The organism is Denitratisoma oestradiolicum (assembly GCF_902813185.1).
Taxonomy (GTDB): Bacteria; Pseudomonadota; Gammaproteobacteria; order Burkholderiales; family Rhodocyclaceae; genus Denitratisoma; species Denitratisoma oestradiolicum.
Window position 1 is genome coordinate 908,098 of the sequence record NZ_LR778301.1, and the last position, 13,864, is coordinate 921,961.

Sequence of the window (13,864 nt, forward strand, 5' to 3'; positions counted from 1 at the left end):
GAATGAAGCGGGAGGGCAGGCGGAGGAGGGGGCTTCTCCGCCTTGCAGTCATCTCATTTTGGCCTCAACGCAGACGCGTGGTTTTATGAGGCTGCCTCAGTCCTGCCGACGGTACCAGTAGGTCCGCAGTCGGGCATCCAGCGGTGTGGCTGACGGTGTCAAGCAGTGTATGCCGAAGCAATCGGTGCGTACCGTATTGCCGCTATCTGCGTCTTTGAGGGTTGTCGTAATTGGGGCAGGAAGGAAACCGCCTCCTGCCACGGCCTCGGATCGATTGTAGTTGCCGTCCTCGGCAAACACGGTCGCTGTCGCATCGCGGAAATTCACTGCGTAGATACGGGCGGTCCCCAGGTCATTGACGCATTGGGTGGTGGAGGCGCTGCCTTGCTGGGGGGAATGAGTGCTGAACAGGACTGATCCTCCATCCACCTTGGCCGGGTCTGTGCTGATCTCGCCTTCGTCCGTCAGTCGCAGCATCCAACCCTGGGCAGCTGCCAAATCCGCCTGGGCGCCGGTGCGCTCACCCGCGGTGGCGCAGGCCTGAATACAGTTGTCAGTCACATCGTAGAGGTCGCTTTCGGTAATGGGGTTGGCCTGGGTTACCGAACCCACGGTATTGCTGGCCATGGCGGTGTCCTTGAGCATGTAAAAGCGATGGTCCACCACCATGTCGAAGGGATGTTCCCGGTCGCCGCTGCCCAGCAGTACCGCGTCGTAGGCGGGAGAGGTGGTTCGAGATAAGGCTACGTCGGGGCGGCTGAGGAATTTGCGGCGATCCGTCAGGGGGGCCGTGGCATCGCTGCCCGACAGTGAGGCGAGCTTGGTAAGGGTCCAGTTGCTGGTGGTGGTGGAGCCGATGTCGATACGCCAGACATTGCCGCCGGTGTCTGCGGCATAGATGCGGTCCAGATAGCCCCGAAATACGCCGGTTTCCGTTCCGACGGGCAGGGTGCGGCGGCGGTCCAGGTCGCCATTGAAGGCTGCCACGCCGGCCGCTACGGAGTATTGAATGGTGCCGCTGCGCTTGGCGACCGGCACGGTACTGGCACGCCAGAGCATGTCGCCATCCTCGGCATCAATGATATAAACATCCCGTCCCATGCTGCGGCTCGCCGTGGCGGTGGTGCCCCCGTCCGGCGGGCAGTTGCTGGTGTCCATGCTGTTGGGCAGGGCGACGCCGGTCTTGGCGCTGACGCTGCTGCTGCTGTGGGCCGTCACCATGCAGGGCTGGAAGTCCTCCACGGCCGCGTCGTAACCGGCACCCATGAGCACCACCAGTTTTTCTGCAGTCACCACGTTGGAGGCATTCTTGGTTTGGTAGGCCTCGACGTAACCCAGCATGGGTTCCGACCAGGTCTGGCCAATCTCGCCGTAATCGGTGTCGCAACTGGCCGTTCCCGAGGATTCTGTGCAGCCTTTTTTCCAGAGTAGCTTGGGGTTATCCGGGTCGCTGACGTCCAGAGCGTAGATCATTCTTCCCCCCCGGCGCATGGTGACGAAAAGATAGGCCTTGTCACCGTCATCGGCGACGAGGCTGCCATCCTTGTTGACGTCCAGGGTATAGACCACGATGGGACCATCGAAGAAGTAGCCCTTGGGGGCATTGGATGAGATCAGGGGGCTGTTGTCCCGGAGGCGCTTGAGCTTGCTGAAGAACTCCGGGGCGACGAAGCCCCATTTCTCGTTGCCGCCGTCGCTGCCTGTGCCGCCCTTGATGGCGTGGAAAATGCCATCGTTGGTGCCGTAGAACACATAGACGTCGTTGTCGTCGCCATTGCGGTTGTAATTGACCGTGGCGGGTTTGGAATGCAGTACGTCTGCATGGACCGAGGCGCGCACGTCGGTGCTGGAGGTGGCGCCGGAGTTCGAATTCTCGTTTTCCTTGTTGTCGATACCCCGAACCCAGTTGATCAGGTTGGCCCGCTCATTGACGTCGGCGCTGGAGGCCAGGCCGGCGACGATGGTGCCGCTGGCCACGGCCTGGGTGCCCAGGGTGGTGGTGGGGCTGGTCAGGTCGCCGGTTTTGCTGGCGTAGGTGGTGCCGGTGGCGGTGGCAATGGCATTGCCGGGAACTGCGGAGCTCACGCTTTGCGCCGTCAGTTGGCAACTGGCGTTGCCACTTTGGGGCCAGCGCAGGGTGGCGCTGCTGAGGGTTACGCTGGCCGTGTTGTTGTCGGTGGCCATGGATACCTGGGTGCCGGAGATGATGTTGCCGGCGGCCAGGGTGAGGTTATAGGAGGAGGCAACCGGGGTGGTGGTACTGCCGGTGCTGCAATTCTGAACGGTGTTGTTGGAGCGCTTGCAGGTAATCCCGGAAATGGTGATCTGGTCTCCGGCCGCCAGGGTCCTGGTGCAGCCGTTGGCCGTGGTGGCCGTGGCGCTGTAGGTGAAGGTGATGATCTTGTTGGCGCCGGAACCGGACACCGCACCGGCGCTGACAGCGCGGGTGTTGTTGTCCTGGACGGTCTTGCTGACCGTCAGGGTGCCTGTGGCGTTGTTGCTGACGGTGCCGCTGGTGGTATAGGCGAAGGTGGTGGCGGTGGGCTCCGGGCTGGCCAGCACGGTGGTGGTGTTGTTGTAGGCGGTGTTGGGGGCGGTGGCGCCCGCTACCACGATGCTGTCCCCCGCCTGGAGGCCATGGGCTGCCGCCGTGGTGGCGATGGCTGTGGTGGGCGTACCGCCAGGGATGGCGCTGGCGGTGGTGTAGGTGAAGGTGTTGGCGTTGACCACAGAGATGGTAAAGGTCCCATTGAACTCAGCGGGCGTGGCGCCGGAAATGGTCACCGAGTCATTATTGGAATAGCCATGGCCAGTGAGATTTACGGTGGCGGTGCTGCCCGTGCCGGTCAGGTTGTTGGCATTGATGCGGCGCTTGGCCGTGATGGCGTAGCCGGAGGAATTGGCACTGACCGTGGCGGCCAGGGGGTAGCTGTACTGGGTCGAGGTGACCGGGGTGACAGCAACCTCGCTGACGTTGTAGCCGGCGGGGGTGGAGCCGGTAACAGTGATCTTGTCATTGACCGTCAGATTGTGGGATGCCGAGGTGGTGCCGTAGGCATTGGTGGAGTCCGGTGCCGTGGCGGGGGTGTAGCGGAAGGTGTTGTCGTCCACCTTGGTGATGGTGAAAGTGCCGTTGTAGCCGCTGGGGCTGGCGCCGGAGATGACGACGCTGTCGCCGGTGTTGAAACCGTGGGATGGCGCGGTGGCTGTCGCTGGTGGAGTGTTGGCGGCTGCGTAGCTGAGGGCGCTGACCGAGACCAATTGATAGGTGCCCAGGGATGCGGCGGTGATATCGCTGTTGTCTACGTTGAATGGGTAGTCGGCGAATTCGCTGTTCGCTGTACAGGTGCCGGTGCAGGTGTAGAGCTTGCGGGTCTGGTCGGACTCTGAATCAGGCAGGGGATAAAGGGTGCGGACGCGCTGGCCGGCGCCGCCCTTTTCGCTGATGTCGCCGTCGGGAGCATCGGATTCCTGCCCTACGTCGGTTGTATCGTAGTCAGGGCCCCGGAAGGACCAGAAGCTGGAGTCCGTTGTCCAGTAGCTGGTGACCGTGTTGTAGATGTTTCCCGTATTGGGATTGCGAATTTGAGCGCCCAGAGAGTCTATTAATTCCGGGTTTGCCGGGTCAATGTTGCTGGTGTACATCTTCAGATTACCGAACCAGCGGGGCTTCTTCTGGCCATCCGGACGGAACATGCCGATATAGACCTGATTAAGGTTCAATCCGGATTGATTGTTTGAAATCGGCAGGGCCACGGCGGCGAAGACGCTGTTGATGGCCTGAACCTCGGAAAAAATGGTGGAGAGCGCATTCTCGATTTCGCTCAGGTTGGTGGCCTTGAAATAGCGCCCGCCTCCCACATTGGCCATGCTGGTCAGCAAGGTGGCCTGATCGGTGTCGCACTGGTCCTTGCAGACATCCACGGAGTAGGTGGTGATGTGGCGATAAACCCCGTTGGAAATCTTGACGCCATACTTGTAGAGAAAGCGGCTCCAGACGTCAGCATTGACCCCGGTGGCGTTGATGGTGGTCTTGTTGGCCGTGACGGAGGGGTCGTTGAGCAGGGCGGCGGCGTTGTCGATATCGTTCAGGGTTTCCGAATTGGGGAAACCGTTGCCGATGAAAATGATGTAGTCGTAGCCGCAGGAGCCGCCGGACTTGTCCGGGGCGACAAAGGTGGTACGGGCGACGGAGGTATAACCTGCGCTGTCTGCCAGGGCTTCCCCGGCGCCGTTGTAGGTGCCAAAGCCGTTGAAATAACGGAAGGCGTCGTTCATGGGGTTGCCGTAGCTCGAATTGGAGGCGGTCTTGTCTGCCGGGTCATTGGTGCTGATGGTGGCTAGAGAGGTCCGGAAGCTGGTCTTGTTGGCGGACGTCATGGAACGGACGGCATAGCGCACATAGCCCCCCTTGTCCTGATCGTTGAACATCATCAGACCGAGATTTACGGTTTCGCCAAGGTTGGCGACGCTTTTGTATATGGCGCAGACCTCGGCGTCCCCCTGCTGGTTGCCGGTGATGCCAGCGGCGGTGCAGGTGGCATCCACCATATCGGGCCAATGTTGAGCCTGGTTGGACCAGTTGGAGGTGTTGTCCAGCACGATCAGCACGTTGGGGATCTGGGCCGGGTTGTTGGGGTTGGTCATGAAGAGGTCGGTATCGTCCCCCACCAGATCAAGGGCCAGGCCGGACTGACCGGTCAGGAGGATCAGACTGGCGACAAGGATGCGGCTAAGCAGGCGACGGGTATTCATGACAGTTTCCTTCACGCGATCGGAGTGTCCAGCACTCCCATGGAGTCGTTGCAATTGGAATCAGGGGCAGCGTCCGGCAGGCTGGCGGATCTTCACGCCCTGGTGAATCTCGACGCTGCTGCCGGCTATGGAGGTCCCGGTCGAGGGGATGTCCCAGACGTTGTCTTCCGGGGAAAAGGGGTCCAGAGCGCTATAGCCGTCCGCAGGCTGGGTGTCGATACAGGCCGGTGCCGCTACATCCACGGTCATGTTATTGATGGTGCGGGTGGCGGCGGCAGTGCCTGCTTCGAAGTAGGCAATACTTGTGATCTGTTCCTCGATCCCCTGCTGAGCAGCCTTCTCGGCCTCATTCTGATTCTGCATGTTGCGGATCACCTGATAATGCACGTCGCTGAACTGCAGCATGGAACTGGCCAACAGTGTGATCAGCACCAGGAAAATCATGGTGACCAGCAGGGTGGCTCCTCGCTGGCTGTTTAGGGAATTCATGGATTTTCCCTCCGGCCGCTGAGATTGGTCAGGCGCACGTCGGCGGCAAAGGCGTGGCGTCGGTAACCGTCGTTGAAGGGGCCCAGGGTTCCCAGGCTACCCACCGTGTATTGACCCTTGTCGGTGAAATGGAAGCTGATCTCCGGATTGCGTACCAGCATGGAAATTCGCGCTGCGACGGCATTGGCGAATTGGGCTGCCGTGGCCGGGTTGGATGCGTAGCTGTCTGGGGTGCCATCGCCGGGAAGGCGGGTGGCGGAATTGATCTGCTGCCCGCTGCTGTTGACCGTGGCATCGCGGAAGGGATTGCCCGTGTCCAGACCCCAGTCGATGCGCAGATATTCCACGCCTTCCGCAATGGGCACGATGCGCATGGTGCGGGTGGTGCCGTCGCTGGTGAGTTCCAGACGCTTCAACGTGGGAATGGGACGGCCATCGTCATCGCTGTTGCCGGTGCATAGCCCGGTTGCGTTGTCGTCGGCGGGGATGCTGCATGGGGCGACGAAATATACGTGGACATGTAATTTTCGCACGGGGGAGGCGGTGCTGCCCTTGACGTTGAGCAGGGTGGGCGGGGCGTTGCCATCGCCGATCTGGATGGCTCCGCTGAAGGCATTGGCATGGAGATAGATATCCTCGGCCAGGGTATTCGTGCCAGCGGCCCGGATGTCGGTGGTGTCGGCTCGTTGCAGGACGATGATGTCGCTGCCCGGTTGCAGGTTGTCGTCGTTGAGCCAGGTGCCGCAACTGACTGGAAAGCCGGTGGCACGGGTGTCCTTGTCGGCGGCGTTGTACCCATAGACTGGATTGCCCAGGGCAGCCAGATAGGTGGCGGTGTCGGTGTCCGCGTAACAGGGGTCGGGGAGTGAAGTGGGAGTGGTGTAACTGCTGTAGTAGCCGTAGAACCCGGCGAGTTGCAGATCCTTGGCGAGTATTTCGATGCCATAGCGCCCATTCTCATATTGCTGAGCTTGCTTGGAGAAGTCCCGCTGTTTGTTGCTGGCCACCACGTACATGGCGGTCAAGCCGGAGAGTACGATGACACCGATCACCGTGGCGATCAGCATCTCGATCATCGTGAAGCCCCGGCTATGTCGGGCGGCTGGGCGATATATTCGGTTCATGGCTCAAATCAGGTTGGCGACCTTGAATGTCGTGGATACCACGCGGCGCATGGCGTCGTTGTCATAGAGTCCGCTGCCGCAGGTGTTGCTCGGGGCCATGGTGGGCGAGGTGCCGCGCCAGGCCACGGTCACGGTGTACATGGTCATGCCGTTGTCGGTGCTGCTGCTGATGCAGGCCCGGGCCTGTACCAGTCCGCCGAAGGCATTGTTGGCTGCTTCGATGCCGGCGCTTTGCAGGAGAGTGTCCGATTCGCTCAGGTCATTGAGGATCTGGGACTTGAAAGCAGTCTTCTGTTCCTCAGTTAGGCCTGGGGCGTTATCCACACTGGCACAGGTGTAACCCGCGACATCGGTGGGTACGTCGTAATGGTTGCCGCCGGAGGCGTCGCCCAGATAGGGAGTGCCGGTACCTGCGTCAGTGGTTATGGCGTAGCAGGGGGCGGCATAGCGGCTGTTCTGGATGCGGTCGACAATGTTGTTGAGGGAAATCACCGCCTGGGTGCGCTGATAGGACTCGAATTCATTGACCATGGCCAGGGATTGCATGCCAAGCACCCCCATCAGGCCGATCATGATGATCACGATGGAGACCATGACTTCGATGATCGAGAAACCGGTCTGGAGGGAGCGGGCTTTCATGAGTGCATTCCTTAGCAGGCACTTGCCGCCGCACCGTGGGTGACGGTGCGAATGCGAGGCATGCCCCCGGCGTCGATGTCTATCTGCCGGGCCGTAGGCGATTCCTGGCCCAGCTCGGTGGAATACACCAGCATCTTGACCCGTCCGCCGGTGGCTCGACCGCTGCTGGAATAGACGACCGAGGTTATCAGGGTGGGACAGAGTTTCAGGGACACACCGGTGGGCAATGAGTCGATGCTCATCAAGGTTGTTCCTCCGGAGGTAGCGACCCAGGCGGACCCGGAGGCGGCGATGGTGACGTTGGCGGCCCGCTTGATGGCGTCGGAGCGGGACTTGATCAGAATCGAATACATGTCGGACGCGGCGCTGCGAACCCTGGAAGCAAGTATCGTCTCCCGCATGCTCGGCAGGGCGAGTGCAATCAGGATGCCGAGGATGGCCACGACGACCATGAGTTCGATCAAGGTAAAGCCCCGGGCGGGCGTGTCGTGCTTGGGCATTGCGGATCCTTGCTCGGAATCTATCTGACTTGGAATTTCGCCGAGCATGCCCCGGTGTCGCAAGGCTGACCGGCTTGAACGGCACGGATTACCGGATGAGCGGAATGTCTTGCGCGCAACCATCTAACTCGTTGCGACCGATCAGGGCGATAGGTATAATCCGCCGCCTTGCTGTTGTAGCTCAGTTGGTAGAGCAACTGATTCGTAATCAGTAGGTCGCCAGTTCGATTCCGGCCAACAGCACCATTAATATCAAGGGCTTAGTCGAAAGGCTAGGCCCTTTTTCTTTGCTTCATGCGGCAGTGTTGTCGGTGCCTCGTATTCCGGCTTGCCGCCAAGTCGATGAAAACGCTATAATTTCGCGGCTGTTCAGGAATGGTTCCCGGGCAGTAATTCACACGCCCGGCGCCGAATGGGTGATCCCGCAAGGGTTGCAAGACGGCCGGGCGGCGGTTTCAAACCCATATCGGAGATATTCGATGACTACATCCATGCGTCAAATGCTGGAGGCGGGTGTCCATTTCGGTCACCAAACCCGTTTCTGGAATCCCAAGATGGCCCCCTATATCTTTGGCCATCGCAACAAGATTCACATCGTCAACCTGGAAAAGACCCTGGTCAAATACCAGGAGGCGATGGAGTTCCTCAAGAAGATGGCGGCCAAGAAGGGTTCCGTCCTCTTCGTTGGCACCAAGCGCCAGGCCCGGGAAATCGTGGCCGAGGAAGCTCAGCGCGCCGGTATGCCCTTTGTTGATGAGCGCTGGCTCGGCGGCATGCTGACCAACTTCAAGACCGTCAAGCTTTCCATCAAGCGCCTCAAGGATCTGGAGCAAATGGCCCAGGAGGGTGCTTTCGAGCGCCTGACCAAGAAGGAAGGCCTGATGCTTCAGCGCGAGATGGACAAGCTGCGGAAGTCCATCGGCGGCATCAAGGATATGGCTGGCCTGCCCGATGCCCTGTTCGTGATCGACGTGGGCTATCACAAGATCGCCATCACCGAAGCCAACAAGCTGGGCATCCCGGTGATCGCCGTGGTCGATACCAACCACTCCCCCGAGGGTGTGAATTATGTAATTCCGGGCAACGACGACTCCAGCCGTGCCATCCGCCTTTACGCGCGGGGCGCCGCGGATGCCATTCTCGAAGGCAAGAGCCAGTCCCTCCATGAGGTGGTCCAGGCTCTCGCCGGCGACGACGAATTTGTCGAGGTCGAGGAAGAGTCTGCCGAGTAAGTTTTACCAGGGCGCCGGGGTGTCGGGGCAGGGCTGCCCGGCGCCTGCGGCGCCCAATTGTTTTTAATCGATTCTGGAGTGACTCTCATGGCGGAAATCACCGCAAGCATGGTCAAGGAACTGCGCGAGAAGACCGACGCGCCCATGATGGAATGCAAGAAGGCCCTGACTGAGGCCGGTGGCGACATGGACAAGGCCGAAGAGGTGTTGCGCGTCAAGCTGGGCAACAAGGCCAGCAAGGCGGCAACCCGCGTGGCAGCCGAAGGTGTGGTGGCGATTCATATCGCTGTGGATGGCAAGCTCGGCAGTATTTTTGAAATCAATTCCGAAACGGATTTCGTTGCCAAGAACGACGACTTCCTGACGTTGGCCGCGAACTGCGCCCGCCTGGTGGCGGAGAAGAATCCCGCCGATATCGCCGCCCTGGCGGCCCTGCCCCTGGGCGATGGCACGGTGGAGTCCGTCCGTACGGCCCTGGTGGGCAAGATCGGTGAAAACATGTCGCCGCGCCGCTTCGTGCGTGTTGAAGCCAAGGGCAAGCTGGCTTCCTATATCCATGGTGGCTCCAAGATTGGCGTGCTGGTGGATGTGGTAGGTGGTGACGAAGCCCTGGCCAAGGATCTGGCCATGCATATCGCCGCTTCCAAGCCCAAGTCCCTGGACGCTTCCGGTGTTTCCGCCGAGCTGCTGGATACGGAGCGCCGCATCGCCATTGAGAAGGCCCGCGAAGCCGGCAAGCCCGAAGCAATGCTGGAGAAGATCGCTGAAGGCACAGTGCAGAAGTACCTCAAGGATGTCACCCTGCTGGGTCAGGTCTTCGTCAAGGCCGAGGACGGCAAGCAGACCATCGAGCAACTGCTGAAGAGCAAGGGCGCTTCCGTTGCCGGCTTCACCCTGTACATGGTGGGCGAGGGCATCGAGAAGAAGGTGACCGACTTCGCCGCCGAAGTGGCCGCCCAGGCTGCTGCGGCTGCCGCCAGCAAGTAAGGCGATCATGACCGCCGCCTACGGTCGGATATTGCTCAAACTCTCGGGGGAGGCCCTGATGGGGGATGATGCCTATGGCATCAACCCGGCCATGCTGGCCTCCATCGTGGCCGAGGTCAAATCGGTGGCCGATCTGGGGGTGGAAATCGGCGTCGTGATCGGTGGCGGCAACATCTTCCGTGGTGTGGCGGGTACCGCCACCGGCATGGACCGGGCCACGGCGGACTACATGGGCATGCTGGCCACGGTCATGAATGCCATGGCCCTGTCCGACGCCATGCGCCAGGCCGGCCTCAATGGCCGGGTGCAGTCGGCTCTCAACATCGAGCAGGTGGTGGAGCCCTATATCCGCGGCAAGGCCATCCGCTACCTGGAAGAGGGCAAGATCGTCATCTTCGCCGCCGGCACCGGCAATCCCTTTTTCACCACCGATACCGCAGCGGCCCTGCGCGGTTCCGAGATCGGGGCGGAAATCGTGCTCAAGGCCACCAAGGTGGATGGCATCTACACTGCCGATCCGAAACAGGATCCGTTGGCCACGCGTTTCGCCAGGATCAGTTTCGACGAGGCCATCGGCCGGGACCTGAAGGTCCTGGATTCCACGGCCTTCGCTCTGTGCCGCGACCAGAAATTACCGATCAATGTGTTCTCCATCTTCAAGCCCGGCGCCCTGAAGCGCATTGTGATGGGCGAGGACGAAGGCACTCTGGTACATGTTTAGGAGTTTGCGATGATCCCGGAACTCAGGAAGACCACTGAACAGAAAATGCAGAAAAGCCTGGATGCGTTGAAAAGCGATCTGGGCAAGGTGCGTACCGGCCGGGCTCATACCGGTCTGCTGGACCACGTGCAGGTGGATTACTACGGCTCGCCGGTACCCATCGCTCAGGTGGCCAACGTAACCCTGGTGGATTCCCGCACCATTGGTGTCCAGCCCTGGGAAAAGAACATGGTGGGCAAGGTGGAAAAGGCCATCCGGGATGCGGATCTGGGTCTCAATCCTGCTACCCAGGGTGACCTGATCCGGGTGCCCATGCCAATGCTGACTGAAGAGCGTCGCCGCGAGCTGATCAAGGTAGTCAAGCACGAAGGGGAGAACGCCAAGGTGGCGATTCGCAACCTGCGCCGGGATGCCAACGGTACCTTGAAAGAGGCCCTGAAGAAAAAGGAAGTCTCCGAGGATGACGAGCGCCGCGCCCAGGACGATATCCAGAAGCTCACCGACCGCTTCGTTGCCGAAGTGGACAAGATGCTCACGGAAAAGGAAAAGGACCTGATGGCGGTCTGAGCTGCGCTCGGCCCCCTTTCAGTCCTTCCGCGATGTCATTTTTCAGCTCCACCCGGGATATCCCCGAAGTGCGGGCCGTGCCCCGTCATGTGGCCATGATCATGGACGGCAACGGGCGCTGGGCCAAGAAGCGCTTCCTGCCCCGGGTGGCCGGGCACAAGCGGGGCCTGGAGACTGTCCGCGTCATGGTCAAGGCCTGCATCGAGCGGGGCATCGACTACCTGACCCTGTTTGCCTTCAGTTCCGAGAACTGGCGCCGTCCGCCGGAAGAAGTCTCCTTTTTGATGCGCCTGTTTCTTACCGCCTTGCAGGCGGAGGTGGACAAGCTCCATGAAAACGGTGTGCGGCTGCGGGTCATCGGCGATCTTTCCCGTTTCGATCCCCAGACCGTGGCGTTGATCCGATCCGGCGAAGCCCTGACCGCCGGCAATACCAAGCTCACCCTCACCATCGCCGCCAACTACGGCGGTCGCTGGGACATCCTCCAGGCCGCCAATGCTATGGCTCTGCAACACCCGGAAAAGCTGGGGTGCTGGACGGAAGAGGATCTGGCCGAGCACCTCGCCATGGCCTATGCACCGGAGCCCGATCTGTTCATCCGCACCGGTGGAGAACAACGGGTCAGCAACTTCCTGCTCTGGCAACTGGCCTACGCCGAACTGTATTTCACTGATTGCCTGTGGCCCGAATTCGATGGCGCGGCCCTGGATCAGGCCATCGTTTCCTACCGCTCCCGGGAGCGCCGTTTCGGCCGCACCAGTGAGCAACTGATATCGCAAGAGGAGGCCAACGGGGATGTTTAAGCTGCGGGCCATGACCGCCCTGGTGCTGGTGGCGGCCATCCTGGCGATCCTGTTTCTGGCGCCGCCCAGCCTGGCCTTCGCCTTCTTCGCCCTGGTGGCGGTGGTCGGTGCCTGGGAGTGGGGCGGCCTGGTGGGCGGCGGTGCCTTCTGGCGCCGAGGGTTTCCGCTGCTGGTGATGGCCGCTTGCGGCGTGCTGTATCTGCTGCCTGAAATCCGTATCCGTCTTTGGCTGGGCGCCGCCCTGTTCTGGCTGCTGCTGGTGCCCGTCTGGTTTCGCTATCGCTGGCCCCTCAAGGGCAACTTCCAGGCCCTGGTCATCGGCCTGCTCTTGCTGCTGCCCACCTGGGCCGCCCTGGTGCGGATCTACGACCTGGGGCCGGTTCGCCTGCTGGCGGTGATGGGACTGGTCTGGGTGGCCGACATCGCGGCCTATCTGACTGGCCGGGCCTTCGGCCGCCACAAGCTGGCCCCCGCCATCAGCCCGGGCAAGACCTGGGAAGGCGCGGCTGGCGCCGTGCTGGCGGTGCAGGTCTATGGCTTCGCCCTGGCGGCGGCCTTCAAACTCGACATCGCCTATGTTCCCTATGCCGGCTTGCTGCTGCTGCTGACGGCGGCAAGCATCGCCGGCGACCTGTTCGAGTCCCTGATCAAGCGTCAGGCCGGAGTCAAGGACAGCAGCGCGCTGCTTCCGGGCCACGGGGGCGTACTGGACCGCATCGACAGCCTGACATCCACCCTGCCTCTGACAGCTCTCGCTCTGAGCTTCGTGTATCCATGACCCGCCAACGCCTGACCATCCTGGGAGCCACCGGCTCCATCGGCCTCAGCACCCTCGATGTGGTGGCCCGGCATCCCGAGCGCTTCGAAGTCGTCGCCCTGACCGGCCATCATCGGGTCGAGGTGCTGGCCCGGCAATGCCGGACGCACCACCCCCGCTATGCTGTCGTTGGCAGTGCCCAGGGCGCCGATCAACTGGCGGCGTTGCTGGGGGACGAGGCCCATGGCATGGAAATCCTCTGGGGAGAGGCAGCCCTGGAACAGGTGGCGGCCCTGCCCGAGGTGGATGCGGTGATGGCGGCCATCGTCGGAGCGGCGGGCCTGACCCCCACCCTGGCCGCGGTGCGAGCCGGCAAACGGGTGCTGCTGGCCAACAAGGAAGCCCTGGTGATGGCAGGGCGGGTCTTCATGGCCGCTGTGAGCCAGTCTGGTGCCCGCCTGCTGCCCATCGACAGCGAACATAACGCGATCTTCCAGTCCCTGCCTGCCGACTATGCCGGCAATCTGGCCCGCTCCGGAGTTCGTCGCATCCTGCTGACGGCTTCCGGCGGTCCTTTTCTCAGTGTTCCTCTGGAGCAGTTGCAGGGCGTGACCCCCGAGCAGGCCTGTGCCCATCCCAACTGGGTGATGGGGCGCAAGATCTCGGTGGATTCCGCCACCATGATGAACAAGGGCCTGGAACTGATCGAGGCCCACTGGCTGTTCAACGCGCCCCCGGATTTGATCGAGGTGGTGATTCATCCCCAGAGCGTGATCCATTCCCTGGTGGCCTACGCCGATGGTTCGGTGCTGGCCCAATTGGGCAATCCGGACATGCGCACGCCCATCGCCCATGCCCTGGCCCATCCGGAGAGGATCGAGGCCGGCGTGGAGCCCCTGGATCTGTTCGATGTGGCCCGGCTCACCTTCGAGCGGCCGGACCTGAGCCGTTTCCCCTGTCTGGATCTGGCCTATCAGGCCTTGCGAGCCGGCGGCAGCGCGCCGGCGGTGCTCAATGCGGCCAACGAGGTGGCGGTGGCCGCTTTTCTCGATCGCCGTTTGCCCTACCTGCGCATCGCCGATGTCATCGCACGGGTGCTGGATCGAGTGCCGGCGATGGCCGTCGAGGATCTGGAATCGGTCCTGGCCGCAGATCAGGCTGGTCGCGAGGCGGCCCTGGCCATCGTGGCTAACCCATGAGCGCCCCGCACCGCACGGCCGCCCAAAGGCGCGGCAGCGTTATCCATGGAGCCGGTGTTAGCCGGCGAACCTTTGTCACCCCCTCCCCCGG

General features: G+C 61.8%; 12 protein-coding genes and 1 tRNA gene. 8 read left to right on the forward strand and 5 right to left on the reverse strand.

The features are described 5' to 3' along the window. Positions 1 to 96 precede the first annotated feature (96 nt). From DENOEST_RS20460 to DENOEST_RS04255, 5 genes are read right to left on the reverse strand one after another with little or no spacing between them, the layout of a single operon-like run. A complete protein-coding gene (locus DENOEST_RS20460; RefSeq protein ID WP_145771584.1) occupies positions 97 to 4,755 on the reverse strand; it encodes a pilus assembly protein in 4,659 nt (1,552 codons plus the stop codon). Positions 4,756 to 4,815: 60 nt separating this feature from the next. Further along, positions 4,816 to 5,244, reverse strand: coding sequence for a pilus assembly PilX family protein (locus tag DENOEST_RS04240; RefSeq protein WP_145771583.1), 429 nt, complete (start codon positions 5,242 to 5,244; stop codon positions 4,816 to 4,818). Further along, positions 5,241 to 6,368 (reverse strand): PilW family protein, encoded by a 1,128-nt coding sequence (locus DENOEST_RS04245; RefSeq protein ID WP_145771629.1) that lies wholly within the window; start codon positions 6,366 to 6,368, stop codon positions 5,241 to 5,243. The genes DENOEST_RS04240 and DENOEST_RS04245 overlap by 4 nt, the downstream gene beginning before the upstream one ends. Positions 6,369 to 6,371: 3 nt before the next feature. Next, entirely contained in the window at positions 6,372 to 7,007 is a 636-nt protein-coding gene (locus DENOEST_RS04250) for a prepilin-type N-terminal cleavage/methylation domain-containing protein (protein ID WP_145771582.1), read from the reverse strand. 11 nt (positions 7,008 to 7,018) lie between these two features. Next, positions 7,019 to 7,507 carry a GspH/FimT family pseudopilin gene (locus tag DENOEST_RS04255; RefSeq protein WP_170228255.1) on the reverse strand — a complete coding sequence of 163 codons (489 nt, stop codon included), beginning with the start codon at positions 7,505 to 7,507 and terminating at the stop codon, positions 7,019 to 7,021. A 170-nt stretch (positions 7,508 to 7,677) separates the two neighbouring features. Between DENOEST_RS04255 and DENOEST_RS04260 the strand changes: the two genes are divergently transcribed. The 8 genes from DENOEST_RS04260 (at position 7,678) to ispC (ending at position 13,773) form a co-directional block, all read left to right on the forward strand. Next, positions 7,678 to 7,753, forward strand: a tRNA-Thr gene (locus DENOEST_RS04260). 233 nt (positions 7,754 to 7,986) lie between these two features. Continuing rightward, positions 7,987 to 8,739, forward strand: a complete 753-nt coding sequence (rpsB, locus tag DENOEST_RS04265) for a 30S ribosomal protein S2 (RefSeq protein WP_145771580.1) — start codon at positions 7,987 to 7,989, stop codon at positions 8,737 to 8,739. Positions 8,740 to 8,826: 87 nt separating this feature from the next. Next, positions 8,827 to 9,726, forward strand: coding sequence for a translation elongation factor Ts (gene tsf / locus DENOEST_RS04270; protein WP_145771579.1), 900 nt, complete (start codon positions 8,827 to 8,829; stop codon positions 9,724 to 9,726). A gap of 7 nt (positions 9,727 to 9,733) precedes the next feature. Beyond that, complete coding sequence (gene pyrH / locus DENOEST_RS04275; RefSeq protein ID WP_183148201.1) at positions 9,734 to 10,447, forward strand: UMP kinase; 714 nt, start codon at positions 9,734 to 9,736, stop codon at positions 10,445 to 10,447. 9 nt (positions 10,448 to 10,456) lie between these two features. After that, positions 10,457 to 11,014, forward strand: a complete 558-nt coding sequence (frr, locus tag DENOEST_RS04280) for a ribosome recycling factor (protein WP_145771577.1) — start codon at positions 10,457 to 10,459, stop codon at positions 11,012 to 11,014. 32 nt (positions 11,015 to 11,046) lie between these two features. After that, on the forward strand, positions 11,047 to 11,817 hold the full coding sequence (gene uppS, locus DENOEST_RS04285; RefSeq protein WP_145771576.1) for a polyprenyl diphosphate synthase: 771 nt from the start codon (positions 11,047 to 11,049) through the stop codon (positions 11,815 to 11,817). Beyond that, positions 11,810 to 12,595 (forward strand): phosphatidate cytidylyltransferase, encoded by a 786-nt coding sequence (locus DENOEST_RS04290; RefSeq protein ID WP_145771575.1) that lies wholly within the window; start codon positions 11,810 to 11,812, stop codon positions 12,593 to 12,595. Before uppS ends, DENOEST_RS04290 begins: the two co-directional genes overlap by 8 nt. Then, positions 12,592 to 13,773 carry a 1-deoxy-D-xylulose-5-phosphate reductoisomerase gene (gene ispC, locus DENOEST_RS04295; RefSeq protein WP_145771574.1) on the forward strand — a complete coding sequence of 394 codons (1,182 nt, stop codon included), beginning with the start codon at positions 12,592 to 12,594 and terminating at the stop codon, positions 13,771 to 13,773. The genes DENOEST_RS04290 and ispC overlap by 4 nt, the downstream gene beginning before the upstream one ends. Positions 13,774 to 13,864 lie beyond the last annotated feature (91 nt).

Bases quoted from the DNA above. Each gene is read 5' to 3' on its own strand.
- DENOEST_RS04245 (WP_145771629.1), bottom strand. From the start codon at position 6,368: ATGAACCGAATATATCGCCCAGCCGCCCGACATAGCCGGGGCTTCACG.
- rpsB (WP_145771580.1), top strand. From the start codon at position 7,987: ATGACTACATCCATGCGTCAAATGCTGGAGGCGGGTGTCCATTTCGGT.
- ispC (WP_145771574.1), top strand. From the start codon at position 12,592: ATGACCCGCCAACGCCTGACCATCCTGGGAGCCACCGGCTCCATCGGC.
- tsf (WP_145771579.1), top strand. From the start codon at position 8,827: ATGGCGGAAATCACCGCAAGCATGGTCAAGGAACTGCGCGAGAAGACC.
- DENOEST_RS04290 (WP_145771575.1), top strand. From the start codon at position 11,810: ATGTTTAAGCTGCGGGCCATGACCGCCCTGGTGCTGGTGGCGGCCATC.
- DENOEST_RS20460 (WP_145771584.1), bottom strand. From the start codon at position 4,755: ATGAATACCCGTCGCCTGCTTAGCCGCATCCTTGTCGCCAGTCTGATC.
- frr (WP_145771577.1), top strand. From the start codon at position 10,457: ATGATCCCGGAACTCAGGAAGACCACTGAACAGAAAATGCAGAAAAGC.
- DENOEST_RS04240 (WP_145771583.1), bottom strand. From the start codon at position 5,244: ATGAATTCCCTAAACAGCCAGCGAGGAGCCACCCTGCTGGTCACCATG.
- pyrH (WP_183148201.1), top strand. From the start codon at position 9,734: ATGACCGCCGCCTACGGTCGGATATTGCTCAAACTCTCGGGGGAGGCC.
- uppS (WP_145771576.1), top strand. From the start codon at position 11,047: ATGTCATTTTTCAGCTCCACCCGGGATATCCCCGAAGTGCGGGCCGTG.
- DENOEST_RS04250 (WP_145771582.1), bottom strand. From the start codon at position 7,007: ATGAAAGCCCGCTCCCTCCAGACCGGTTTCTCGATCATCGAAGTCATG.
- DENOEST_RS04255 (WP_170228255.1), bottom strand. From the start codon at position 7,507: ATGCCCAAGCACGACACGCCCGCCCGGGGCTTTACCTTGATCGAACTC.